24 protein-coding genes and 1 riboswitch are annotated in these 23,581 nt (G+C 68.7%); of the genes, 11 read left to right on the forward strand and 13 right to left on the reverse strand.

The genetic code is table 11. The features are described 5' to 3' along the window. Positions 1-23: 23 nt before the first annotated feature. Positions 24-1,379, reverse strand: coding sequence for an FtsK/SpoIIIE domain-containing protein (locus tag ACF1AG_RS27535; protein WP_391810549.1), 1,356 nt, complete (start codon positions 1,377-1,379; stop codon positions 24-26). A 3-nt stretch (positions 1,380-1,382) separates the two neighbouring features. Next, on the reverse strand, positions 1,383-1,736 hold the full coding sequence (locus tag ACF1AG_RS27540; protein ID WP_031023277.1) for a hypothetical protein: 354 nt from the start codon (positions 1,734-1,736) through the stop codon (positions 1,383-1,385). A gap of 157 nt (positions 1,737-1,893) precedes the next feature. Between ACF1AG_RS27540 and ACF1AG_RS27545 the strand changes: the two genes are divergently transcribed. Then, the gene (locus tag ACF1AG_RS27545) at positions 1,894-2,625 is read left to right on the forward strand and encodes an XRE family transcriptional regulator (RefSeq protein WP_030767829.1); all 732 of its coding nucleotides are present in this window, start codon (positions 1,894-1,896) and stop codon (positions 2,623-2,625) included. Between the two features lie 28 nt (positions 2,626-2,653). Further along, positions 2,654-3,124, forward strand: coding sequence for an NUDIX hydrolase (locus ACF1AG_RS27550; protein WP_391810550.1), 471 nt, complete (start codon positions 2,654-2,656; stop codon positions 3,122-3,124). Here ACF1AG_RS27550 and ACF1AG_RS27555 read toward each other — a convergent pair. The 4 genes from ACF1AG_RS27555 to ACF1AG_RS27570 all read right to left on the reverse strand — a co-directional run bounded on the left by ACF1AG_RS27555 (position 3,112) and on the right by ACF1AG_RS27570 (position 6,896). After that, the gene (locus ACF1AG_RS27555) at positions 3,112-3,672 is read right to left on the reverse strand and encodes an HD domain-containing protein (protein ID WP_391810551.1); all 561 of its coding nucleotides are present in this window, start codon (positions 3,670-3,672) and stop codon (positions 3,112-3,114) included. The genes ACF1AG_RS27550 and ACF1AG_RS27555 overlap by 13 nt on opposite strands. A gap of 414 nt (positions 3,673-4,086) precedes the next feature. After that, the gene (locus ACF1AG_RS27560; RefSeq protein WP_391810552.1) at positions 4,087-4,980 is read right to left on the reverse strand and encodes a DUF4231 domain-containing protein; all 894 of its coding nucleotides are present in this window, start codon (positions 4,978-4,980) and stop codon (positions 4,087-4,089) included. A gap of 2 nt (positions 4,981-4,982) precedes the next feature. Further along, positions 4,983-5,513 carry a TIR domain-containing protein gene (locus ACF1AG_RS27565; protein WP_391810553.1) on the reverse strand — a complete coding sequence of 177 codons (531 nt, stop codon included), beginning with the start codon at positions 5,511-5,513 and terminating at the stop codon, positions 4,983-4,985. A gap of 243 nt (positions 5,514-5,756) precedes the next feature. Next, positions 5,757-6,896: a hypothetical protein gene (locus ACF1AG_RS27570; RefSeq protein WP_391810554.1), complete on the reverse strand. Its 1,140-nt coding sequence runs from the start codon at positions 6,894-6,896 to the stop codon at positions 5,757-5,759. Between the two features lie 481 nt (positions 6,897-7,377). Between ACF1AG_RS27570 and ACF1AG_RS27575 the strand changes: the two genes are divergently transcribed. The 6 genes from ACF1AG_RS27575 to ACF1AG_RS27600 all read left to right on the forward strand — a co-directional run bounded on the left by ACF1AG_RS27575 (position 7,378) and on the right by ACF1AG_RS27600 (position 14,229). Beyond that, the gene (locus ACF1AG_RS27575; protein WP_391810555.1) at positions 7,378-7,911 is read left to right on the forward strand and encodes a hypothetical protein; all 534 of its coding nucleotides are present in this window, start codon (positions 7,378-7,380) and stop codon (positions 7,909-7,911) included. A gap of 170 nt (positions 7,912-8,081) precedes the next feature. Next, a complete protein-coding gene (gene rlmN, locus ACF1AG_RS27580; RefSeq protein ID WP_048459316.1) occupies positions 8,082-9,188 on the forward strand; it encodes a 23S rRNA (adenine(2503)-C(2))-methyltransferase RlmN in 1,107 nt (368 codons plus the stop codon). 24 nt (positions 9,189-9,212) lie between these two features. Then, positions 9,213-9,318, forward strand: a riboswitch (TPP riboswitch). A gap of 79 nt (positions 9,319-9,397) precedes the next feature. Beyond that, a complete protein-coding gene (locus tag ACF1AG_RS27585; protein ID WP_391810556.1) occupies positions 9,398-10,486 on the forward strand; it encodes a thiamine ABC transporter substrate binding subunit in 1,089 nt (362 codons plus the stop codon). A 50-nt stretch (positions 10,487-10,536) separates the two neighbouring features. Continuing rightward, positions 10,537-12,138, forward strand: a complete 1,602-nt coding sequence (locus ACF1AG_RS27590) for an iron ABC transporter permease (protein ID WP_359750130.1) — start codon at positions 10,537-10,539, stop codon at positions 12,136-12,138. 126 nt (positions 12,139-12,264) lie between these two features. After that, complete coding sequence (locus ACF1AG_RS27595) at positions 12,265-13,368, forward strand: ABC transporter ATP-binding protein (protein WP_391810575.1); 1,104 nt, start codon at positions 12,265-12,267, stop codon at positions 13,366-13,368. 24 nt (positions 13,369-13,392) lie between these two features. Continuing rightward, a complete protein-coding gene (locus ACF1AG_RS27600; protein ID WP_391810557.1) occupies positions 13,393-14,229 on the forward strand; it encodes a maleylpyruvate isomerase family mycothiol-dependent enzyme in 837 nt (278 codons plus the stop codon). Positions 14,230-14,296: 67 nt separating this feature from the next. Here the strand turns inward: ACF1AG_RS27600 and ACF1AG_RS27605 are convergent, their stop codons facing one another. The 6 genes from ACF1AG_RS27605 to ACF1AG_RS27630 all read right to left on the reverse strand — a co-directional run bounded on the left by ACF1AG_RS27605 (position 14,297) and on the right by ACF1AG_RS27630 (position 19,990). Next, positions 14,297-14,968, reverse strand: coding sequence for an LAETG motif-containing sortase-dependent surface protein (locus ACF1AG_RS27605; RefSeq protein ID WP_359601554.1), 672 nt, complete (start codon positions 14,966-14,968; stop codon positions 14,297-14,299). A 314-nt stretch (positions 14,969-15,282) separates the two neighbouring features. Continuing rightward, positions 15,283-15,690, reverse strand: coding sequence for a VOC family protein (locus tag ACF1AG_RS27610; RefSeq protein WP_359601555.1), 408 nt, complete (start codon positions 15,688-15,690; stop codon positions 15,283-15,285). 100 nt (positions 15,691-15,790) lie between these two features. After that, positions 15,791-17,122, reverse strand: a complete 1,332-nt coding sequence (locus tag ACF1AG_RS27615) for a hypothetical protein (protein ID WP_391810558.1) — start codon at positions 17,120-17,122, stop codon at positions 15,791-15,793. Then, positions 17,104-17,853 carry an ATP-binding cassette domain-containing protein gene (locus tag ACF1AG_RS27620; RefSeq protein ID WP_359601557.1) on the reverse strand — a complete coding sequence of 250 codons (750 nt, stop codon included), beginning with the start codon at positions 17,851-17,853 and terminating at the stop codon, positions 17,104-17,106. Before ACF1AG_RS27620 ends, ACF1AG_RS27615 begins: the two co-directional genes overlap by 19 nt. A 242-nt stretch (positions 17,854-18,095) precedes the next feature. Then, positions 18,096-19,469, reverse strand: coding sequence for an aspartate aminotransferase family protein (locus ACF1AG_RS27625; RefSeq protein WP_391810559.1), 1,374 nt, complete (start codon positions 19,467-19,469; stop codon positions 18,096-18,098). Between the two features lie 2 nt (positions 19,470-19,471). Continuing rightward, positions 19,472-19,990, reverse strand: a complete 519-nt coding sequence (locus ACF1AG_RS27630; RefSeq protein ID WP_359601559.1) for an Lrp/AsnC family transcriptional regulator — start codon at positions 19,988-19,990, stop codon at positions 19,472-19,474. Positions 19,991-20,194: 204 nt separating this feature from the next. Here ACF1AG_RS27630 and ACF1AG_RS27635 point away from each other — a divergent pair, with 204 nt between their 5' ends. The 3 genes from ACF1AG_RS27635 (at position 20,195) to ACF1AG_RS27645 (ending at position 22,879) form a co-directional block, all read left to right on the forward strand. Beyond that, entirely contained in the window at positions 20,195-21,634 is a 1,440-nt protein-coding gene (locus ACF1AG_RS27635; RefSeq protein WP_359601560.1) for a gamma-aminobutyraldehyde dehydrogenase, read from the forward strand. 114 nt (positions 21,635-21,748) lie between these two features. Continuing rightward, positions 21,749-22,282, forward strand: a complete 534-nt coding sequence (locus ACF1AG_RS27640) for a hypothetical protein (RefSeq protein WP_391810560.1) — start codon at positions 21,749-21,751, stop codon at positions 22,280-22,282. A 9-nt stretch (positions 22,283-22,291) separates the two neighbouring features. Beyond that, positions 22,292-22,879: an HXXEE domain-containing protein gene (locus ACF1AG_RS27645; RefSeq protein ID WP_359607909.1), complete on the forward strand. Its 588-nt coding sequence runs from the start codon at positions 22,292-22,294 to the stop codon at positions 22,877-22,879. Here ACF1AG_RS27645 and ACF1AG_RS27650 read toward each other — a convergent pair. After that, positions 22,874-23,566 (reverse strand): glycerophosphodiester phosphodiesterase, encoded by a 693-nt coding sequence (locus ACF1AG_RS27650; RefSeq protein ID WP_391810561.1) that lies wholly within the window; start codon positions 23,564-23,566, stop codon positions 22,874-22,876. The genes ACF1AG_RS27645 and ACF1AG_RS27650 overlap by 6 nt on opposite strands. Between the last annotated feature and the right edge of the window lie 15 nt (positions 23,567-23,581).

Below are 23,581 nucleotides of genomic sequence, written 5' to 3' on the forward strand. Positions count from 1 at the left end.
GCCGACCGATCAGGGGGTGTGGCTCAGGCCACGGCCGGGGCGGACTCGACAGCCGGGGCCGGAACCGGTGTGAGGGTGCCGAGCGCGGGCCTGAACGGGGTCAGGGCGGGAAGGTCCGGGGTCAGGTCGGCGTGCCGGTTGCAGATGTTCACGGCCTGCCGCAGCGAGGTGTGCGGGGCGCGGATGCGGGCCCAGCCGCCGGTCGAGTCGCCGGTGATGGCGACGCCGGGGGTGTCGGTGGGGATCTGAATCGCGGCGAGGACGGCGTCCGGGGCGATGTCGCCGAGGGCCATATTCGCGGAGGATTCGTCGTTGACGCGGTGGGCGGTGCGGCCGGTGAGCTGGGCGCGGAGCATGGTGATGCCCTTGCCGAGTTCAGAGCCGAAGCGCTGCCCGCAAATCTCCAGGTAGATGCCGGCCGCGCGGCCGAGCTGGGCGAGCCGGGCCAGGGCGGTGATGATGCGGTCCCGCCGCTTCTCCTCCTCCTTGGTCGCGAAGAGGGCGAGTTCGGCGACCTCGTCGACCAGGACCACGATGGGCACCGGGCGCAGTCCTTCGGGCAGGTCCCAGATGTCCGCGGCGATCTCCGCATCCGGCACGTCAGCAGTGATCCGCTGCTCGGCCCGGATGAGCTGGTAGACGTCCTCCATGTGGGACACCAGCGCGTCGAGGAGTTCAGCGGCGGTGTCGGGGTTGTCGGCGAGCGCGGAGAACCGGCGGGCCAGCGGGAACAGCTCGACACCCTGCTTGCAGTCGATGCCGACCAGGGCGACTTGCTGCGGCGCGAGGGCGGCGACGAGGTTGCGCTGATAGACCGACTTCCCGGACTCCGTAGCCCCCAGGGTGAGGGCGTGCGGAACGGCGCGGTAGTCGCGGTAGTGGACTGCCCCGTCTTCACGCAGGGCAACCGGGACCCGCATCGGTCGGGTGTCGACCACGGCAGGCATCTGCACGCGCTTGAGCACGTCGTAGCCGGTCATGCGCAGCTCGACCACACCCGAGCGCAGCTCACGAGAGGTCACGCCGTACATGGCGAATGAGTGCCGCAGCCGATCACATGAGGCGGCCACGTCGAAGGCGTCCTGACCGGGGCGGAGCTTGAGCCTGAGCACCAGGCCGGTCCGGGTCACTCGGACCCGCAGGATGCGCGGGGCACGGGGTCCGGGAACGGAGCGGTTCGTCATCCGGGCCAGCGTCAGTCGCCAGCGAGGGGCCGGTACGGTGAGGCCGCAGGCGTCCATGACCGAGCCGTACCGGACCAGGACCCGCAGTGCGGCGAGGGCGACCCCGAAGGTCAGCCAGTACCAGGCGGGGCGCCGCCACCGCAGGAGACCCGCAGCGGCGACGACCAGCACCAAGGCGACGATCAGCCACGTCATGGCTCAGGCCGCCTTCGAGGCCGAGTCCGCGGCGGTCAGCGAGGTCACCGCGACTGCGCGGAAGGCGATGCCGTGCCGCTTCTGGCCGTTGAACTCGTTCTCCCACGGCGAGGCGACCAGGCCGGTCAGGACCACCGGGGTGCCCATGTCCAGGTCTTCGGAGACGCCGGACTGCGGGACGGTGAGCTTGAGGATCTCTACCTCGTCGGGCGTGGAGAACATGACCTCCACGACCATCAGGGTGGCACCGTCCTTGTCGGTGGCGATCTCACCGGTGCGGCGGTCCTTCACCTTGGGCTGCGGGGCCTTGGCGACCATCACGGTGGCGTTGGCGGTGTCCACGGGAATCTGACGCATCGTCTTGTCTCCTGTTGCGGTGAGGTGTTGACCGACATCCCGTCGGTGAGATCAGGAGACCGTGAGAAGGGGTGGACGCATCACCGCCCGTATGGACGTTTGGGGACGTCTGAGCTACCGTCAAAACGTCCCTAGCCGTCCGAGTGAAGGGCACGTCATGGCGAACGAGCGGCTGCGCGCGGCGATTTCAGCGAAGGGCGAGACGATCCAGTCCGTTGCCGAGCACGTCGGAGTGGACCCCAAGAGCGTCGAGCGGTGGATCACCACCGGCCGCACTCCGCACCGCGGGCACCGCTGGAAGGCGGCGAGCTTCCTCGGGGTCGACGAGGTCTACCTCTGGCCGTCCGTGGAGAAGCAGGCGGAGAAGGCCAGCACGTCCGAGCTGATCACGTACTACCCGCACCGTGGCGCGGTGCCCGCCCCTCTCTGGTCATCCCTGATCGAGAAGGCGACGGACCAGGTCGACATCCTCGTGTACGCCGGACTCTTCCTCTTCGACAGCAACCCGGACCTGCCCGACCAACTGGCCGAGAAGGCGAAGGCCGGCGCCCAGGTCCGCATCCTGCTCGGGGACCCCGACTCCGAAGCGGTCCGCCAGCGCGGCGAAGAGGAGGGCATCGGCGGTGACCTGGCCGCACGTGCCCGCATCACCCGGCGCTACCTCGAGCCCGCCATGTCGACGCCCGGCGTCGAAGTCCGGCTGCACGACACGATCCTCTACAACTCGATCTACCGGTTCGACGAGGACGTTCTCGTGAACCCGCACGTCCTCGGAGCTCCCGCCGGCCAGAACCCGGTGATGCACTTCCGGTACCTCCCCGGAGCGCGAACCTTCCGGCACTACATGCGGAGCTTCGACTATGCATGGGAGCGGGGCCGGGAGGCGTAACAGGCCCCGGACGTGCAACGCTGAACACATGGCCCGTGTCGACTACTTCAACGATCCCAACGCTCCGACGGCGAACAGCCTCGTCCCCTCCGTGACCGCCGTGGCCCGCAACGAGGTCGGAGAGGTCTTGTTGATCCACAAGACCGACAACGACCTCTGGGCTTTGCCCGGTGGCGGCGTCGACCTGGGCGAGTCGGCCCCGGACGCAGCCGTGCGCGAGACGAAGGAAGAGACCGGCTTCGACGTGGAGGTGACCGGCCTCGTCGGCATCTACACCAACCCCGGGCACGTCATGGCGTACGACGACGGCGAGGTCCGCCAGCAGTTCTCCATCTGCTTCCAGGCCCGCATCACCGGCGGCGAGCTGCGGACGAGCAGCGAGAGCAAGGAAGTGGCATTCGTCGACCCGAGCAAGCTGGACGAGCTGAACATTCACCCGTCGATGCGCATGCGGATCGAGCACGGCCTGGCCGACCGGGCGGAGCCCTACATCGGCTGATGCGCCATGCGGTCGCGAGTCCGCTCGACAGCGCCCCGGAGATACGGCCGTGCCTTGCTGATCGCGTTGTGAACCTCGCTGCCGGGCTCGTAGCGGACCAGGATCTCGTCAATCCGGGTGTCGAAGTCGAAGGACTGCCCGGCGGGGCCGGTCGTCATATCAGCGAAGATCAGTGCGTCCAGGACGGGGGAGTCTTCCCGCTCGTAGACGGCCAGCTCTGCCGAGAGCCCGCGTTGCTCCGCTTCGTACACGGCTCCGGAGTGGTGAGCGACCAGCCGCACCAGGCGCGCCGGCGCACCCAGCGATTCGAGGTACCGAGCACCGTCGAGGGGATGGAAGCCGGTGTCACGCAGCTCGGGGGCGTAGCCGATGTCATGCAGCCACGCGGCAGCGACGAGGAGATCCCGGTCCGCCTCGGACACAGCCGCGGAAGCCTCGCGCGCCCGAGCGGCCACGGCCTGAGTGTGCAGCCAGCGGTTCCCGAGCGGAGGGAGCAGGGACTCGGCGAGTTCGGCCGCTCCCTGGGGCGTGTCCAGTGCAGAAGGCATGCATGGAACGTTAGCCGAGGCGAGCAGAGAGCCGACAGGCCACGATCGGGGCGGTTGCCGATCATGGGTGCGGTAAGACTTTCCCTACGTTCATCAAGGCCCGCGCACGGCGCGGGCGCGCGCCGCCTCTGCGGCGCGGCCTGCCTCCTGTCTGCGCCCCGGCTGGCCGCGCCCGGCGGCGCGCTCGGCGGCTGCGGGCATGAAGGTGGGAGACACCCTCTGTGGCTGGGGCGGTCGGCTCCACGGCTTTAGGCAGCCACTTTGGGGCGAGCCTCTAAGATCTTGGCCCCAACGTCGTGCTTTAACGGGCAGGTCCACAGACTGCCCGACTCGCCATCAGCTTACGGGGCCAAGATCACTCGCCCCAAAGCAGCTCCAGCCCAAAGCCGCTCCGCCGACCGGTGGGCGACTTCATCATGCGGGGAGCGCTCCACGCGAGGCCCGCCACATGGTGTGTTCTCGACTAATTGCTTCCTCAGCATCTGCCGATTCGCGTGCCCAGACATCTTCCTCTTCAATAAATTGGAGTCGTGCGTACACCGTACTCAAGTCGTTCGCGGCAAACGTGTATGCCCGCGCCAGCGCCTCATATTGGCGAACTGCAAACCATGCCGATCCAGCCGCAAGGAGAGCCGCTAGAACTCCAGGGAGATCGAAATCAACGACGCTACCCGCTTTGAGTAGAGCAACTACGATCCCTGCGCCTTCGATGGAGATCAACGCTAAACGCCAACCTCGCGCGCGACTCGAATTGAATTTCGCCTTCCTTGAGTACCATTCGAGCTGATCCTGAATCCGAGAATCAAGGTATGTTTGCTTACGAACAGCTAGGCTTCCCTTCCTGAGGGCCCGCATCTGCTCGGTAATGCGGACGGGGTCAGATATCACGATTGTGTCCGCAGGAGCTTCATCTATGAGCCTTTGCATTTCGTGAATGAACTGCCTTTCAACCTCCACATCGGCAGAGGAGAAAGTGAACGGTGCGGCTCCGACTGAGTAGCGCCAAGATAACGTCTTAATCGATTCCGCGAAGGCGCGACCGTCATACCAGTCACGTTCGGGATTACGGGTAAGCAGCCAAACTTCAACCATCAAGGTTGCAATGAATGCACAGGCCACGATGAGTGCCGCAAGATCCCACCTATCGCCGATCTTTATGCTGCCTGCGGCAAATGCTGCTGAGGTGACAGCCAAGACCAATCGAATGATTGTCGCTCTGATGTAAACTCTTTGCCCTCTGAGTGACGTGCTATCAGCCGTTTTAAAAATGGCTGGAAGGTCGCTGTCTGTGAGTCGCAGTTCGGTCATGACTATGCGCAAGTCCGATTGTACGAGAAGAGAAGGCGACTGTTATTAGGCACCGCAGTCTCTCGGGCAGAGTAGGCAGTCTCAATCATTTCACTGAGTTGAGACACGCTGCGAGGGTAGTTGTACCAGTTGGCGTATGCGCGCCCGCCATGTTCGGCGGCGAGATTATCTGATAGGCGAGGAGGTGCTTTTGGGACTGCTGAAGCAGAAGGCAAAACGATTCCCATAAGGCCACTTCGAGGGTTACGGGCATCATTGCGGAGAGTCGATGCGATCTCCCAGTCCACATAACGCCTTGCCCAGGTGCATCGTCCGATCATGACGATAGTCACGGTGCTGTCACGCAGGTACGCTTCCCGCACTCGACGCATAATGTAGTCTCGGTCAGTGCTTTGGATCACGTCACCAGGCATTCCGGCGCCAATGCCCCGCGCGATAAAGCTGTCGTGAGTGTGGTCGTATTGTTGAATGAAGCGAAGAACCTCAGATTCGTCATCATGGTGGTACGAGATGAAGCACTTCCTTCGAGGCATCTATCCACCCATCCCTGAAAAGGCAATACGTATGTACCCAGCATAGAAGAGACTGGCGAGTTACGGGTCGCTTTTGAAGATTTGGGCGTCGAGCCGTTCCACGGTTTGCCAGTATGAGTAGCTTCGCCCTGTTATGAAGGCAGAGGGAAGAGCGTAGGGGACGTCCCTTACGCTCTCGCCGGCGCTGCTGGTGTATGCGTCCGTAGGAGGCACCAGCAGGACGGGGCCTAATCTACCCGGAGGCTACTTGGCGGCTTGCCTGAGGATCTTTAGGAAGGTCTGAGCGGTGTCGCGGTTTTCCCATGCGGCGATTACGTGAGCCTCAATCTTTGGAATGTCTTTGGCTACTGTACTGGTCCACAGATTGGGGTTGTACTCTTCTACGCGCAACATGTTATCGACGTCAAAGATTGGACCCGTTCCCTTAGCGCGCACCAGCACTACCGGCTTGTCCTCAGCCATTCGCATGCCAAGCTCAAAAAGCACATTCGGATTATGTTCCGTGAGGTCGGCAAGGACCAAGTCAGCATCTAGAAGTTCCGTCACAATCGTGGAGTGAATGATGTCAGAACCTTGGCGGCGTGCAGTTGTGATCTCGAAACCGGCATTCGTTACTGCTGGTTTAAACAATGCCTCGAATACTTCGTCGAAGAAACCAACGGCATGTGACTCATCTCGCTCCGAGAATGGCATGATCACGAAACATGTTGGCGGATTTTCCGTACCACCGATAGGAGGTGCAGCCGCACTAGGGGCCGTGGATGCGGATGCTTCTAGCGTTGCTTGAAGTGTTTGACCGGACCCTCGTTCTCCGATCTCAAAGTCTGAGCCGATCCCCACGAAGCGGCAGTTCTTCTCGAACAAGTCGAGGAACTCGCCATGGATTTCGACCGGCAGGCCGAAACTCGTCTGCAGGGTGTTGGTCAGGAACCGCTCTTCGGGAAGTTTGGATCCGTTGAAGTGATCTACAACCCGATGGAATATCTCCACTGAGAAGAACGCCTTGTACAAGGACTCGCGTTCGTCTTCATGTGACGACGGGTAAACGGCTTGCCTTCCCAGCGTGGTGAGGGTGATCTGTGGACTGTCGCGTGTCCCAGAAGTCAGACCGAAGTCGCGCGAAGATGCGGTTAGGTAGAAGAAGTTGCTGCTTCCTCTGCCAACTCCGAGGGCCTTAGCCACTTGTTCCGGTGGCCATGCGTTACCCCCATTATATTCTTTAAGTGCCTGAGGGATCCTAAGCGCCTCCTCGAGCGTTCTGCGGGGATAGGGGCGATTGATAGCCGCATTGCGACGCGTTCTCTTGGGTTTCGTCTCGGAGTCGTCTCCCTCCGACGGCCCACTCTCTTGATCGATCTTTCCCTGCTCAGGTGCGTCGCTCACAGACCCTCCCCCGGGCGCCCTAACGGTTCCATTCTTGTAGCACCCATCTGCCGGTTGTGTCGCCCCACTGAACAAAGATGCTGGTCAAATTACCTGACCGAGGTCTCCAGTAATACGAACTAACGTTTGAATCTCCTCGAGGTCGCTGTCTCGGGAAGGGTTGAATTCAAACGAGTGTTTGATTTGATACGCCGGATTGGGTTCCTCCGGAATCTCGCCGTCCCGCAGCCTCATCGTGTTTCTTGCTCGCGCTGCCCTCTTCGATGTGACGAACGCTCGCCGGAGCGAAGGAATCCTGACCGCGCCCTGGCCGGATCGCTCCCTTGTGCGCCCTTCGTGTACGTGTCACACAGTTCAGAAGCGAGGACCAGGGGGAGGGGGACGCTGCGTGTCGGTGTTAGGTGGCTATCCGGCAGGGCCGTCGGCCTGGGCTGTCGAGCGGTTTGGGCGGCATGCCGGCGCGCTTGCGGCTGCTGTCCCGGTGCAGCTCGCCAAGGCGCATGGGAAGGCTCACGCCGCGCATCTTGCCGCAGGGTTGAAGAAGCGGAGTCCGTACGGTGTCGCCCTTGCGGGCCTGGTGCGCGAGAACCTGGCGGAAACGGCTCGGGAGCTGGGGGAAGCCGTGCGAGACGTGCGCGGATACGAGTACGCGGTGATCAACGATCACGCACTCTTCCCGTACCGGTACTCGGACAGGCCGAGGCCGTTGGACCGAGCCCGATTGCCCGCCAATGCGTCGCCCACTCGGCATCGGCTGCTCCGGGCGCACGGGCCGCAGCCCCCGGAGGCCCTATTCGATGTCGATGAGGATCTGGCGACCGAGGAGTATCTGGGGCTGCACGAGGCGTTCGAGGAGCTGGGAGCTTGCACCCGGCTGGTCTGTGTGTTCTTCACGGCCGACGTAAAGAACGGCATCCATGCCATCCACTGGGGGGACGCCCACCTCGAACCAGACCGCACGTTCACTTGGCCCTACAGGGAGCAGCTCCCGATCGCTCCCGTGCAGGTGGAGTGAAGGGCGGTGGCGCCGCTGCTTGCACACAGGCGGTCGGGGACTCACTGAGTCCTGGGCCGTCCCTGGGCCGTCCGAGGCCGACCAACGCTGACAGTCGGCACCCACGGGTGACCACCCCCACCCCGCTCTGGCCTGGGCGCCCGGGGATGATCTGCGACACTGGTACAGCCATGCCTAAGCCCGGAGAACTTACATTCGTCGCGCCGCGCGGAGCCAAGAAGCCGCCGCGGCATCTTGCCGATCTCACGCCTGCCGAGCGCAAGGAGGCGGTTGTCGCGGTCGGTGAGAAGCCGTTCCGTGCCAAGCAGCTCTCGCAGCACTACTTCGCGCGGTACGCGCACGATCCGGAGCAGTGGACCGACATCCCCGCCGGTTCGCGCGGCAAGCTGCAGGAAGCGCTGCTTCCCGAGCTGATGAGCGTCGTGCGGCACCTGTCGACCGACCAGGGGACGACCCGCAAGACGCTGTGGAAGCTGTTCGACGGGACGCTCGTCGAGTCCGTGCTGATGCGGTACCCGGACCGGGTCACCATGTGCATCAGCTCGCAGGCCGGCTGCGGCATGAACTGCCCGTTCTGTGCGACCGGGCAGGCGGGGCTGGACCGGAACCTGTCCACCGCCGAGATCGTGCACCAGATCGTCGACGGCATGCGGGCGCTCCGCGAGGGCGAGGTGCCCGGCGGGCCCGCGCGGCTCAGCAACATCGTGTTCATGGGCATGGGCGAGCCCCTCGCCAACTACAACCGCGTCGTCGGCGCCATCCGTCGCCTCACCGACCCGGAGCCCGACGGCCTCGGCCTGTCGCAGCGCGGCATCACCGTCTCGACGGTGGGCCTCGTCCCGGCCATCCACCGCTTCTCCGACGAGGGCTTCAAGTGCCGGCTGGCCATCTCGCTGCACGCCCCCGACGACGAGCTCCGCGACACCCTCGTCCCCGTGAACACGCGGTGGAAGGTGCGCGAGGTGCTCGACGCCGGGTTCGAGTACGCGGCGAAGTCCGGGCGCCGGCTGTCCATCGAGTACGCGCTGATCCGGGACATCAACGACCAGGCCTGGCGCGGTGACCGGCTCGGGCGGCTCCTCAAGGGGCGTCCCGTGCACGTCAACCTCATCCCGCTCAACCCGACGCCCGGCTCCAAGTGGACCGCGTCGCGGCCCGAGGACGAGAAGGCGTTCGTCGAGGCGATCGCCGCGCACGGTGTGCCGGTGACGATCCGGGACACCCGTGGTCAGGAGATCGACGGGGCGTGTGGTCAGCTCGCCGCCACCGAGCGGTAGTCTGACCGGCGTCAACACATCTGCATATTCCGACAGGGGAGCGCCACAGCGCTGAGAGTGCGGCACCGGCCGCAGACCCTCCGAACCTGGCCCAGGTCATTCTGGGTAGGGAGATCGGTCATCACTCGAGCTGTTGCGCCCTGCCCGGGTCCCCGACCGGGGATCCAGGCAGGGCCGCGTCTCTTCCTGGTCACTCCAGGAGGAATCAAGTGGGCATCACCAAGAAGGTCACCGTCCTGGCCGTCGGGCTGGGGCTCGTCACGCTGTCCGCCTGCGGGTCGTCCGGCGGGACCGACGGCGGCGGCAGCGGCGAGGGCTCCAAGACGGTGACCCTCGTCAGTCACAACTCGTGGGCCGTGTCCGAGGACGTCGTCGCCGCCTTCGAGAAGCAGTCCGGCTACAAGCTCAAGGTCCTTGAGGACGGCGACGCCGGGCAGGCCGTGAACAAGGCGATCCTGACCAAGGACAACCCCCAGGGGGACGTCTTCTTCGGCGTCGACAACACCCTGCTGTCCCGCGCCCTCGACAACGGCCTCTTCCAGCCCTACGAGGCCAAGGACTCCGACCTGATCCTGCCCGAGTACCGGGTCGACGAGGACAAGCACCGGGTCACCCCCGTCGACACCGGTGACGTCTGCGTCAACTACGACAAGGCATGGTTCGAGAAGAAGGAGCTGACCCCGCCGAAGACCTTCGACGACCTGGTCAAGCCCGCTTACAAGGACCTCCTCGTCGTCGAGAACGCCGCCACCTCCTCGCCCGGCCTCGGCTTCCTGCTCGGCACCGCCGCCGAGTACGGGGACAAGGGGTGGGAGAGCTACTGGGAGAAGCTCAAGGACAACGGAGTCAAGGTCGTCGACGGCTGGGAGCAGGCGTACAACGAGGAGTTCTCCGGATCGGCCGGAGGCAAGGAGGCCAAGGCGGACCGCCCGCTCGTCGTGTCGTACGCCTCCTCGCCGCCGGCCGAGGTGATCTACGCCGACCCGCGGCCCGACACGGCGCCCACCGGCGTCGCCGAGGGCACCTGTTTCCGGCAGGTCGAGTACGCGGGCCTGCTGAGCAAAGCCGAGAACCCCGAGGGCGGCAAGGCGCTGCTGGACTTCATGGCCGGCAAGACCTTCCAGGAGGACATGCCGCTCAACATGTTCGTCTACCCGGTGCGTGAGGGCGCCCAGGTGCCGGAGGAGTTCGTGAAGTTCGGGCCGCAGGCCGAGGAGCCGCGGACCATGGACGCGGCGAAGATCGCCGAGAACCGTGACCAGTGGGTCAAGTCGTGGACCTCGCTCGTACTGAAGTGACCCCGCAGCGGCCCGGATGGTGGCGCCGGAACGCGGCCCGGCTCGGTCTCATGGCCGTGCCGGCCGCGTTCTTCGCCGTCTTCTTCGCCTACCCGGTCGCCGCGATCGTCGCCCGAGGGCTGAAGTCCGAGGGCGGCTGGCAGCCCGGGCGGATCGCGGACGTGCTCGCCCAGTCCGACATCCGCCAGGTGTTGTGGTTCACCACCTGGCAGGCGCTCCTCTCCACGGCCCTCACCCTGGTGATCGCCCTGCCCGGCGCCTACGCCCTGGCCCGCTTCGACTTCCCCGGCAGACAGGTGCTGCGCGCGGTGATCACCGTGCCGTTCGTGCTGCCGACGGTCGTCGTCGGCACGGCGTTCATGGCGCTCGTCGGACGCGGCGGGCTGCTGGACGAGCTGTGGGGCGTGCGCCTGGACACCACCGTCTGGGCGATCCTCCTCGCACACGTCTTCTTCAACTACGCCGTGGTCGTCCGCACCGTGGGCGGGCTGTGGGCGCAGCTCGACCCGCGGCAGGAGGAGGCCGCGCGGATGCTCGGCGCCTCCCGCCTCACCGCCTGGCGCACGGTCACCCTCCCGGCGCTCGCGCCCGCCGTGGCCGCCGCCGCGCTGATGGTCTTCCTCTTCACCTTCACGTCGTTCGGTGTGGTGCAGATCCTCGGCGGACCCACTTTCTCCACCCTGGAGGTGGAGATCTACCGGCAGACCGCCGACATCTTCGACCTGTCCACGGCCGCCGTCCTCACGCTGATCCAGTTCGTCGCCGTCGGCGCGATCCTCGCCCTGCACGCCTGGACCGTGCGGCGCCGGGAGACCGCGCTGCGGCTGGTCGACGCCTCGGCGACCGCACGCCGCCCGCGCGGCGCCGGACAGTGGGCGCTGCTCGGCGGGGTCGTCGCCACGGTCGTCGTCCTCCTGCTCCTGCCGCTCGCCGTCCTGGTGCAGCGGTCCTTCGGCAGTGCCGGCCTCGCCTACTACCGGGCGCTGACCGAGGCCGACGGCGGTGTCTTCCTGGTCGCCCCGATCGAGGCGATCGGCAACTCCCTGCGCTACGCCGTCACCGCCACCGTGATCGCCGTGGTGATCGGAGGTCTCGCCGCCGTCGCGCTGACCCGGCGGGACGCGGGACGGCTGGTGCGCGGATTCGACGCGCTGCTGATGCTGCCCCTCGGAGTGTCCGCGGTGACCGTCGGCTTCGGCTTCCTGATCGCTCTGGACGAGCCCCCGCTGGACCTGCGCGCCTCCTGGATCCTGGTACCGCTCGCGCAGGCGCTGGTCGGCGTCCCCTTCGTCGTACGGACCATGCTGCCGGTGCTGCGCGCGGTGGACGTGCGGCTGCGGGAGGCGGCGTCCGTGCTGGGGGCGTCGCCGTGGCGGGCGTGGCGGGAGGTGGACCTGCCGCTGGTGCGGCGGGCGCTGCTGATCGCCGCCGGATTCGCCTTCGCGGTGTCGCTGGGGGAGTTCGGGGCGACGGTGTTCATCGCGCGGCCGGACAACCCCACCCTGCCGGTGGCCGTGGCGCGGCTGCTGGGGCGGCCCGGGGACCTCAACTACGGGCAGGCGATGGCCCTGTCGACGATTCTGATGATCGTGTGCGCCGTGGCTCTGCTCGTGCTGGAGCGGCTGCGGACCGACCGGACGGGGGAGTTCTAGATGCCCACCGACAGCCAGCCGCCCGCGGACAGCCTGCCGCCCGCGGACAGCCTGCCGCCCGCGGACAGCCTGCCGCCCGCCGACGGCCAGTCGCCCGCCGACGGCCAGTTGCGCACCGGCAGCCACCTGCCCGTCGACAGCCTGCCGCACACGGGCAGCCGTGTCCCACCGGACAGCCAGCCGCCCACCGGCAGTCACGTCCCCGCGGACAGCCTGCTGCGTCTCGAGGACGTGACCGTCCGCTTCGGCGGCCGGGCCGCGCTGGACTCCGTCGGTCTCGATGTCGCCGAGCACGAGATCGTGTGCGTGCTCGGACCCAGCGGCAGCGGCAAGTCCACGCTGCTGCGCGCGGTCGCCGGACTCCAGCCTCTGGACGGCGGGCGGATCGTGCTCGACGGCCGTGACCGGACGGGCGTGCCCGCGCACCGGCGGGGCGTGGGCCTGATGTTCCAGGACCACCAGCTGTTCCCGCAGCGGGACGTGGGCGGCAACGTGGCCTTCGGCCTGCGCATGCACGGCGCGTCCCGCGCCGAACAGACGCGGCGCGTGCAGGAGTTGCTGGAGCTGGTGGGACTGCCCGGGGCATCCGGGCGGGCGGTCGCCGCTCTGTCCGGGGGCGAGCAGCAGCGGGTGGCGCTGGCCCGTGCGCTCGCGCCCAGCCCGCGGCTGCTGATGCTCGACGAGCCGCTCGGCCAGCTCGACCGGTCGCTCAGGGAGCGGCTCGTCGTCGAACTGCGCGAGCTCTTCGGCCGGTTGGGTACGACGGTGCTGGCCGTGACGCACGACCAGGGCGAGGCGTTCGCGCTCGCCGACCGGGTGGTGGTGATGCGCGACGGGCGGATCGCCCAGTCCGGCACGCCGCTCGAGGTGTGGCAGCGGCCCGCCGACGCCTTCGTGGCCCGCTTCCTCGGCTTCGAGAACGTCGTCGAGGTGACGGTCGCCGACGGCGTCGCCGTCACCCCCTGGGGCAAGGTACCGGTGCCGCGGGACGCACCCGAGGGCCCGCGGCCGCTGCTGGTCCGGCCGGCCGGGGTGCGGCTGGTCCCGGCCGGGGAGGGGCTGCGGTGCACGGTGACCGCGCGCACCTTCCGCGGCACGCATGTCGCCGTGCGCCTTCAGCCGGAGGGCGCGCCCCCGCTGGAGGCGGCCTGCGCGCTCCGGGACGCCCCGGGGGTCGGGGACGTCGTCGGCGTGGAGTTCGACGGCGCGGAAATCGCTGTGCTGGGCTGATCATCGCCACCTAGGGTGAGCGGCATGACACGACTGGCTCACGAGCGCTACTGCGACGAGATCGCCTATCAGGTCGGCGAGTTGAGGTCGGTGGTGACCTCGGGGGTGGACCTGTCCCGCTCGGTGCCGACCACACCCGACTGGACGCTGGAACAGCTCGTCCGGCACCTCGGGGGCGCCTTGCGCTGGGCGGCCCTGATGGTGCGGGACGGGGCCGAGAAGGAAACCCCCGAGGAGGATGTGCCGGGCTTCGATGGGCCCGGGGCGCGCGGGGACGCCGCCGCGCTGGACGCCTGGCTGGCGGAGAGCGGCGACCTGGCCGTCGGCGCGCTCCGGGACGCCGGGCCGGACGCCCGGGTGTGGAGCTGGGCGGGCATCGAGAACGCCGGCTTCTGGGCCCGCCGTATGACCCACGAGGTGACCGTGCACCGCGCGGACGCCACGCTCGCCGCCGGACTGCCCTACGAGGTCGCGCCCGAGGTGGCAGCCGACGCGGTCGACGAGTGGCTGGAGATAGTGGAGTGGGCGCAGCGGACGCTGCCCGACGACGAGGTGCACGGGCTGCGCGGACCCCTGCGCACGATCCACCTGCACGCCACCGACACCGCGCCCGAGGTGAACGCCGAGCGAAGCGGGATGGGGGTCCCTCCGCCCGAAGGGTGGGGGAGGCTGATCAGGCTGGACGAGAAGGGGGTGTCCTGGAGTCGCGGCCACGAGCAGGCCACGGTCACGCTGCGCGGGCCGCTCACCTGGGTGCTGCTCGCCTTCTACCGCCGTATCCCGCTGGACGATCCCCGCATCGAGGTCCTCGGTGAGCGCGCGGTGTTCGAACACTGGCTGGAGCGGGCCTCGTTCGGCTGACGGTCACGCCGACGGCGAGCGGCCCGCCCCCGGTTCGGGGACGGGCCGCAGGCGTATCCGTGGGACGTCAGCGCTGGCTGTTCGCCCCGCGGCGGCGCATGCCGAAGAAGACGGCGCCGCCACCGATGGCGACCAGGGCGGCCGCGACACCGGCGATCATGCCGGTGTTGGAGTTGGCGCCGGTCTCGGCGAGGTTGGAGTCACCGGCCGGGGACGGGGCGTTGTCGGACGTGTCCGCCGGGGGAGCGGCGCTCTCGCTCTCGCTCTCCGACGGGGCCGGGCTCGGCTCCTCGCTCTCCTCGGCCGGGGCCGAGGTCTCCTCCGACGGCGTCGGCTCGGGGGACGGGGACTCCTCGTCCTCCTTGCACGGCGTCGACGGCGTCACCAGGTTCGGCTTGATGTCCTCGTCCACGTACGGCTTGGCCGTGACGTGGATGCGGTACTCGGCGTTGGGCTTCCAGTCCTCCTCGAAGGTGATGGTGGTGCCCTGCTTGGAACCCTTGACCACCTGCTCGCCGACCTTCTCGATGTCGGCGCCGTTGTTCTGGAGGAACACGGTCACGGTGGCGGGGACGCCGGCCGGGTCGACGTCGGTGACGGTGATGACGCCCTTGTCACCGTCGCACTTGGCCTCGGCCGAGAACTCGTTGATGTTGCACGCCGCGGCGTTGCCGGCGGCACCGAGCGCGAGCGCGGCGGACGCGGAGACGACACCGAGGGCGCGCACGGAGCGGGTCACGGTACGGCGTGATACGGACAGAACTGCCACGTTTGTCCTTTACATGATGCGCAAATGCGGGGGGTTGAGGGAGGCGTGATGAAGAATCAGCACTCCCATGAGGCTCCCAGGTCTATAAGCGCCGCATAAGTAGTGTCAACGCATATGCCTACTGGGGACCCGGGCTTTGCCTATTTGTTAACCACCCGTACGTTTACGCGCCCTTGGGACCGCATCGATCCGACCGCAGCGTCCGAGAAGGGTCACCGACCGTGAACGCCTGCGCAGTTGGGGCAGCGGCAGGGTGACGACCCTGCCGCCACTCTACGTCGGCCTCAGCCCTCCACGGCCGCCGGGTCCATCCAGACGACCTCCCAGGTGTGGCCGTCGAGGTCGTCGAAGGAGCGGCCGTACATGAAGCCGAGGTCCTGGGTGTCGCCGGCGACGGAACCGCCCGCCGCCAGTGCCTTCTCCACCAGCTCGTCGACCTTCTCCCGGCTCTCGGCGCTCAGTGCCAGCAGCACCTCGCTGCTCGTGCGGGCGTCCGCGATCTCCTTCTTCGTGAACTGCGCGTACTTCTCCTTCGTCAGCAGCATCGCGACGATCGTGTCGCTGATCACGACGGACGCCGTGGACTCGTCGCTGAACTGCTCGTTGATGGAGTAGCCGAGCGCCGTGTAGAACGTCCGCGACGCGTCGATGTTCTCGACGGGCAGGTTCACGAAGATCATCTGCTGGTACATGACGGGGCCTCTCCCTGTAAGTGTCGCCGTTCGAGTGGGTAGACCCCGGGGCCGTGCGGAACTCATCGCCCAGGGGGAAGGTTTTTTCTGCCGTCTCCGCTCAGCCGCCCAGCGGCCACGCCGACAGCTCGGCCACCGCCACGGTGAGCGGCCCGAACAGGGCGAGCAGCGCGGCCGCGCGCAGGGCGGCGGCCCGGCGCAGCGTCCCGGCGGGCGCCCCCAGCCGCCGCAGCGAGGCCGTGGTGTCCGCGTGCGCCTGCTTCGCCTCGACGGCCGCGGTCAGCAGCGTCGCCACCGTGCAGCCGGCCACCAGCAGCACGCCGAGCACCACGAGCGGACCGGCCGACGGGTCGTCCCGGTCGTGCAGCGACGCCATCGCGTACGCGGCCGACACCACCGCGCAGACCACGCCCAGCGGGCGTCCGATGCGCGTCGCCTCCGTCATCAGCACCCGACCGGCCAGCAGCCGCAGCGCACCCGGCCGCACCGCCTGGAGCAGCCGCCCGCACAGATGGGTGAGCCCGGGCCCGACCAGAGCCAGTCCGAGGGAGGCGAGGGCCAGTCCGAGGAACGCAGCCGGACCGCCCTCGGTGCCGGTACGGCTCGCCAGCGCCTCCACCGCCAGCCCCACCGCGAGCACCGCGATCCCCCAGGGCAGCCCCGACGGCGCGGCGGTCGGCACGGGGGGCGGCGGGACGACGGCGGGGGAGGCGTCGGTGGTCTCCTCCGGCGCATCGGCCGAGGGCGTGTCCGCGCCGTCCCGTTCCGGCGCGGGCGCCTCCGTGGCCGTGCGCCGCCCGTGCGCGGCGGCCCCGAGCTGCCTGCCGAACCGTCCGTACGCGCCGAAGGACTCCTGCACCGGGGTGCGCCGGTAGGCGCCGAACCGGCCGTACGCCCGTGCCGCCCGGCCCGCGCCCGTCACCGGCTCGCGCGGCCGCAGCGCCGTCGCCACCGCGGCCGACGCGCTCAGCGGCACCAGGGCCAGCAGTGTCAGCGCGGCCGGCAACGGCAGGCGACGCCCGGCGGCCAGAAACTCCTGCGCGCTCCCGCCGAGGGACATCCCGGTCAGGTCGCCGCGCAACTGGAGGAACACCAGCAGCGCCAGCGCCGAGCCGAGCGCGCAGGACAGGGCCGTGGTCGCCGCGGAGATCACCATCAGCTTGACCGGGCCGAGCCCGACCGCCGACAGACCGGGCCGGGGCCGGGTCGCCGGATCGGTGCGGGCGACCGCGACCGCGAGATAGACGGTGGCCGCCAGCGGGGCCGTGCACCAGGCCAGCCGGAGCGCGGAGGCGGCGGGGTCGGGGTGGCTCAGCGCGTGGCCGAGGGCGCTCAGCAACAGGAAACCCGTGCCGGCCGACGCGCCCGCGACGAGGAGCCGGCGGACCTGTACGGCGGGCTGGGCCCCGAGGGTCAGACGGAGAGCGAGCACGCCGCCCGGCCTTCCGACTCGGCCGGTCCGGAGACCGGGGGGAGGTGCACGGTCCGCACGCACCGCCCGTCGAGCAGGGACACCGTGCGGTCGGCGAGGGCCGCGGTCTGCGCCTCGTGCGTCGCCAGAACCACGGTGATGCCGTGCGAGCGGGCCGCCGTGGTCAGCGTGCGCAGCACGTGGGCGCGGTCGACGCGGTGCAGCGGCGCGGTCGGCTCGTCGGCGAACAGCACCGACGGCGCCGGGGCGAGCGCCCGGGCGATGCACACCCGCTGGCGCTCCGCGTGGGTCAGCTCCACGGGGTTCCTGCGCGCGCGGTCGCCGACGTCGAGACGCTCCAGCCACTCCTGGGCGGCCGCCTTGGCGCGGCGGCGTCCCGTGCCGCGCAGCATGAGGGGCAACGCGGCGTTCTCCCACACGTTCAGCTCGGGAACCAGCACCGGGGCCGGGTCGATCCAGCCGAACCGGTCGCGACGCAGCCGCTCCCGGGCCGCAGGGCCCATGGTGTGGACGGGCACGCTGTTGAACCAGACCTCGCCGTCGTTCGCGGGCACCAGGCCGGACAGGCAGCGCAGCAGGGTCGATTTGCCGCTGCCGCGCGGGCCTGAGACGGCGAGGATCTCGCCCTCCCGGACGCCGAGCGAGACCCCGCTCAGGCCGGGCGAGCCGTCGTCGTGACGGAAGTGCAGGGCGCGCGCCCAGAGCACGTCGTTGTCCGGTGGGGCCACCATGGCGTACACCTCGGTTCGGATCGGAAATGCCGTGCGCTCTTCGGGTTTATCCCCCGTCCGGGGGAACGAAGGGCGGGCCGATCGGTCACTGGGCACGCTAGGCAGGCGGTGGCGGGCGGCCGGACAGCACGCGGCCCCGGGCCGCCGTTTCTCACTCGAACGGCGGCACCGGGGCCGGTGTTGATCATTCAAAGGGAAGATCGGTACCTCGGACGGCCGATGTCCGCGATCAGCTCGTCGGACTACAGCTTGGTCCACGCCTCCGTGAGCGTCGCGCGCAGGATCTGCTCGATCTCGTCGAACGTCTCCTGGTCGGAGATCAGCGGCGGCGCGAGCTGGATGACCGGGTCGCCGCGGTCGTCGGCCCGGCAGTACAGGCCGTTCTCGAACAGCTTCTTGGAGAGGAAGCCGTACAGCACGCGCTCGGTCTCGTCGGCGTCGAAGGACTCCTTGGTCGCCTTGTCCTTGACCAGCTCGATGCCGTAGAAGAAGCCGTTGCCGCGGACGTCGCCGACGATCGGCAGGTCGTGCAGCTTCTCCAGGGTGGAGCGGAACGCGCCCTCGTTGTCGAGGACGTGCTGGTTGAGGCCCTCGCGCTCGAACAGGTCGAGGTTGGCGAGACCGACCGCCGCCGACACCGGGTGGCCGCCGAAGGTGTAGCCGTGGAGGAAGGTGTTGTCGCCCCGGTAGAACGGCTCGGCGAGCCGGTCGGAGACGATGCACGCGCCGATCGGGGAGTAGCCGGAGGTCATGCCCTTGGCGCAGGTGATCATGTCCGGGACGTAGCCGAACTTGTCGCAGGCGAAGGTCGTGCCGAGCCGGCCGAAGGCGCAGATGACCTCGTCGGAGACCAGCAGCACGTCGTACTTGTCGCAGATCTCGCGGACCCGCCGGAAGTAGCCGGGCGGGGGCGGGAAGCAGCCGCCCGCGTTCTGCACGGGCTCCAGGAAGACCGCGGCGACCGTGTCCGGGCCCTCGAAGAGGATCTGCTGCTCGATCTGGTCGGCGGCCCAGCGGCCGAACGCCTCCGGGTCGTCACCGTGGATCGGCGCCCGGTAGATGTTGGTGTTCGGCACCTTGTGCGCGCCCGGGACGAGCGGCTCGAAGGGGGCCTTGAGGGCCGGAAGACCGGTGATGGACAGGGCGCCCTGCGGGGTGCCGTGGTAGGCGACCGCGCGGGAGATGACCTTGTACTTGGTCGGCTTGCCGGTCAGCTTGAAGTACTGCTTGGCGAGCTTCCAGGCGGTCTCCACCGCCTCGCCGCCGCCGGTGGTGAAGAAGACCTTGTTGAGGTCGCCGGGGGCCTCGTGCGCGAGCCGCTCCGCGAGCTCGACGGCCTTGGGGTGGGCGTACGACCAGACCGGGAAGAACGCCAGTTCCTGCGCCTGCTTGGCGGCCGTCTCGGCGAGCTCCTGGCGGCCGTGGCCGGCCTGCACCACGAACAGGCCAGCCAGGCCGTCGAGGTAGCGCCTGCCCTTGTCGTCCCAGATGTGGGTGCCCTCACCGCGGACGATGGTGGGGACGGGCGCGTTCTCGTACGACGACATGCGGGTGAAGTGCATCCACAGGTGGTCGTACGCGGACTTGCTGAGGTCCTTGGGGGTGTCGGTGCTCACGGTTATCGGGTTCCCCACATGTAGGTCTGCTTCTTGAGCTTGAGGTAGACGAAACTCTCGGTCGAGCGCACGCCGGGCACGGCACGGATGCGCTTGTTGATGACCTCCAGCAGGTGGTCGTCGTCCTCGCAGACGATCTCGACCATCAGGTCGAAGGAGCCGGCGGTCATCACCACGTACTCGCATTCGGCCATCTCGGCCAGCGCCTCGGCGACGGCCTCCACGTCGCCCTCGACGTTGACGCCGACCATCGCCTGCCGGCGGAAGCCCACGGTGAGCGGGTCCGTGACGGCGACGATCTGCATCACGCCCTGGTCGAGCAGCTTCTGCACCCGCTGGCGCACGGCCGCCTCCGACAGGCCCACGGCCTTGCCGATCGCGGCGTACGGCCGGCGGCCGTCCTCCTGGAGCTGCTCGATGATGGCGAGGGAGACGGCGTCCAACTGCGGTCCGCCGCCGTTCTTGGACTCGCGGGAGTCCTTGGGGTCTGCGCTTCGACTGGCCACGAGGTCACTGTGCACGACGTATCGACAGTTTCGCAAGGCTCGAGCGATGAAATCCGTTGTTAACGAAGCTCGTGCTTGCGGATTTCGCAGATGCCGGGGGATCGGGGGTGTTGAAAACGTCAGCCGTCCGTCTAGGGTGGGTGTCTCAGGGGTTGGACACCTCTACCCGCACACACCCGACACCCCGGGCACCCACGAGGAACACCAGGAGGGCCTGCAGTGAGCACCGAGCTGCGTCGTCTGCGCAACTACATCGGCGGTGAGTTCCGGGACGCCGCCGACGGACGGACCACCGAGGTGGTCAATCCCGCGACCGGCGAGGCGTACGCGACGGCTCCGCTGTCCGGTGCCGCGGACGTCGACGCCGCGATGGCGGCCGCCGCCGAGGCCTTCCCCGGCTGGCGCGACACCACCCCGGCCGAGCGGCAGAGGGCGCTGCTGAAGGTCGCGGACGCCTTCGAGGAGCGCGCCGAGGAACTCATCGCCGCCGAGGTGGAGAACACGGGCAAGCCCACCGGGCTGACCCGCACCGAGGAGATCCCGCCGATGGTGGACCAGATCCGCTTCTTCGCGGGCGCGGCGCGGATGCTCGAGGGCAAGGGCGCCGGCGAGTACATGGAGGGCCTGACCTCCTTCGTGCGCCGTGAGCCGGTCGGCGTCTGCGCCCAGGTCGCGCCCTGGAACTACCCGATGATGATGGCCGTGTGGAAGTTCGCCCCGGCGATCGCCGCGGGCAACACGGTGGTCCTGAAACCCTCGGACACCACCCCGGCCTCCACCGTCCTGATCGCCGAGATCCTCGGCTCGATCCTGCCCAAGGGCGTCTTCAACGTCGTCTGCGGCGACCGTGACACCGGCCGTCTGATGGTCGAGCACCCGACCCCGGCGATGGCCTCCATCACCGGCTCGGTGCGCGCGGGCATGGCGGTCGCCGAGTCCGCCTCCAAGGACCTCAAGCGGGTCCACCTGGAGCTGGGCGGCAAGGCCCCGGTCGTGGTCTTCGAGGACGTCGACATCGCCAAGGCCGTGGCGGGCATCTCCGAGGCCGGATACTTCAACGCCGGCCAGGACTGCACGGCCGCCACGCGCGTACTGGTGCACGAGTCCGTGCACGACGAGTTCGTCCAGGCGCTCGCCAAGGCCGCCTCCGACATCAGGACCGGCATGCCCGACGACGAGGACGTTCTCTACGGGCCGCTCAACAACCCCAACCAGCTCAAGCAGGTCGAGACCTTCATCGAGCGGCTGCCCGCCCACGCGCGCGTCGAGGCCGGCGGCAAGCGGGTCGGCGACAAGGGCTACTTCTACGCGCCGACCGTGGTCTCGGGCCTGAAGCAGGACGACGAGATCATCCAGAAGGAGGTCTTCGGCCCGGTCATCACCGTCCAGTCCTTCACGGACGAGGACCAGGCCGTCGAATACGCCAACGGCGTGGAGTACGCGCTGGCTTCGTCGGTGTGGACCAAGGACCACGCCCGCGCGATGCGGATGTCGAAGAAGCTGGACTTCGGCTGCGTGTGGATCAACACGCACATCCCGCTGGTCGCGGAGATGCCGCACGGCGGCTTCAAGAAGTCGGGCTACGGCAAGGACCTGTCGGCCTACGGCTTCGACGACTACACGCGGATCAAGCACGTGATGACGTCCCTGGAGGACTAGCGGGCAGGAGGTCGGCCCCGGACGGTGCGGCGCACCGTCCGGGGCCGACCTGTTTCCGGAGGGCATCCGGAGCAACTTTTTGAACGCGTTCAACTTCAGGCGTACGCTCCTGTCATGAGCGACAGAGCCGCCCTGCTCAAGGGCATTCGCGTGTGGCTGGTGTTCTTCGTCGTCTGCCTGGTGCTCAGCGGGATCACGGCCTTCCCGCTCGTGCACGAACTGCGCTGGACCGAAGAGGTGTTGCGGTCCCTCGGGGCGCCCGAGCACCTGCCCGGCCTCATGGAGTGGATCGAACGCGTACGGGACGGGCTCGACACCACCGACGCCGACCACCCCTTCCTGCTCTACGGCACCGACTGGCTGGCCTTCGCCCACCTCGTCATCGCGGTCGCCTTCCTCGGCCCGTACCGGGACCCCGTACGCAACGTCTGGGTCGTGGAGTTCGGCCTGATCGCCTGCGCCGGCGTCATCCCCCTCGCTCTGATCTGCGGGCCGATCCGCGGCATCCCCTTCTGGTGGAGCGTTCTCGACATGGCGTTCGGGGTGTTCGGCGCCGTCCCGCTGTACATCGTCAGGAAGAGGATCAAGCGACTGGAGGCGCTGACGGAGGCAGCTGTCCCCGGGGCCGCCGCCGCGCCCGCTCAGTAGGTTGGGCACATGACGGGAGAACGGGTGGGCGGAGCCGTCACGTGGGGGCTCCTGGGCGCATGGGTCGTGCACGATCTCGAGGAACTGGCCACCGTGCCGGGATGGTTGCGGCGCAACGTGCCCGAGTTGCGGAAGCGGTTCCCCCAGGTGCCGGAGGGGGTGTGGCGGCGGGCCGAGACCATGGGCGCGGCCGAATTCGCCACCGCCGTCGGGGTGATGGGCGCCGTCGTCGGAACCGCGGCGGCCGCCGGACGGCTCACCGGCGGACGGTCCGGCTTCTACCAGTCCGCACTGACCGGCTTCGGACTGCACGGCGTGATGCACATGGCCCAGGCCGCGGCCGTACGCGGCTACACCCCCGGCTCGGTGACGTCACCGCTGGTCGTCCTGCCGTTCACGCTGTGGGCGCGGGGGCGGCTGCGGAAGGCCGGGGTGCTGCGTCCGGCACGGCCGCGTGACGCGGTGGCCGGGCCGGCGGCCGCCGCGGCGGCCACGGTCGCCTCGCACGTCGTGGCGCGCCGGCTGCTCGGTCGAGGTGACGGGGGAGGAGGACGGCACGCTGCGCGTCACGACGGCTCGGCGCGCCGGCCGTCATGACGTCAGACGACCGCGCAGCGCGCACAGGACGTCGACGCGGTTCGTGGTGATCGAGTCCACGCCCGCGGCCAGCAGGCGGCGCATCGAGCGGCGGGTGTCCGGGGTCCACACCGACAACAGGAAGCCGTCGCGGTGGACGCGGTCCGCGAGGGCCCGGTCCACCAGGCTGAAGCGGTAGTTGAGCCAGCGCGGCCGGACCGCCTCCAGCACTCCCGCGCGCACCGGCGCGCGGGAGGTGTGGGTGAGCGCGATCTCCGCGTCCGGGTCCACCGCACGCACGGCCAGCATGGCGGGGGCGCCCGCGCAGTAGTAGACGCGGTCCTGCGCGCCCTGCTGCCGGACGACGTCCACGATCCGGCGCACGGCGCGCTCGCCCGGGGCGCCGGGCAGGTCGATCATCACGCGGCTGCCCCCGGTCGCCCCCAGCGCGTCGGCGAGGGCGGGCACCCCGCCGCCCGTCACCTCGCGCACCTCGTCCCAGGTGAGGGACGCGAGGGGACGGTCGTGGTCCCACAGGCGTTCGAGCGTCGCGTCGTGCAGCAGTACCGGAACGCCGTCCCGGGTGAGCCGTACGTCGATCTCGACCGCATCCGCCGCTCGCCCGATCGCCGAGCGCAGGGAGGGGAGGGTGTTCTCCCGGACGCGGTAGGGGTCGCCGCGGTGGGCCACGGCGGTCACGTTCTGCATGGTGCCCTTCGCGGG

Origin of the sequence: Streptomyces sp. NPDC014764 (assembly GCF_043082785.1) — a bacterium.
In the GTDB taxonomy this organism is placed as follows: Bacteria; Actinomycetota; Actinomycetes; order Streptomycetales; family Streptomycetaceae; genus Streptomyces; species Streptomyces althioticus.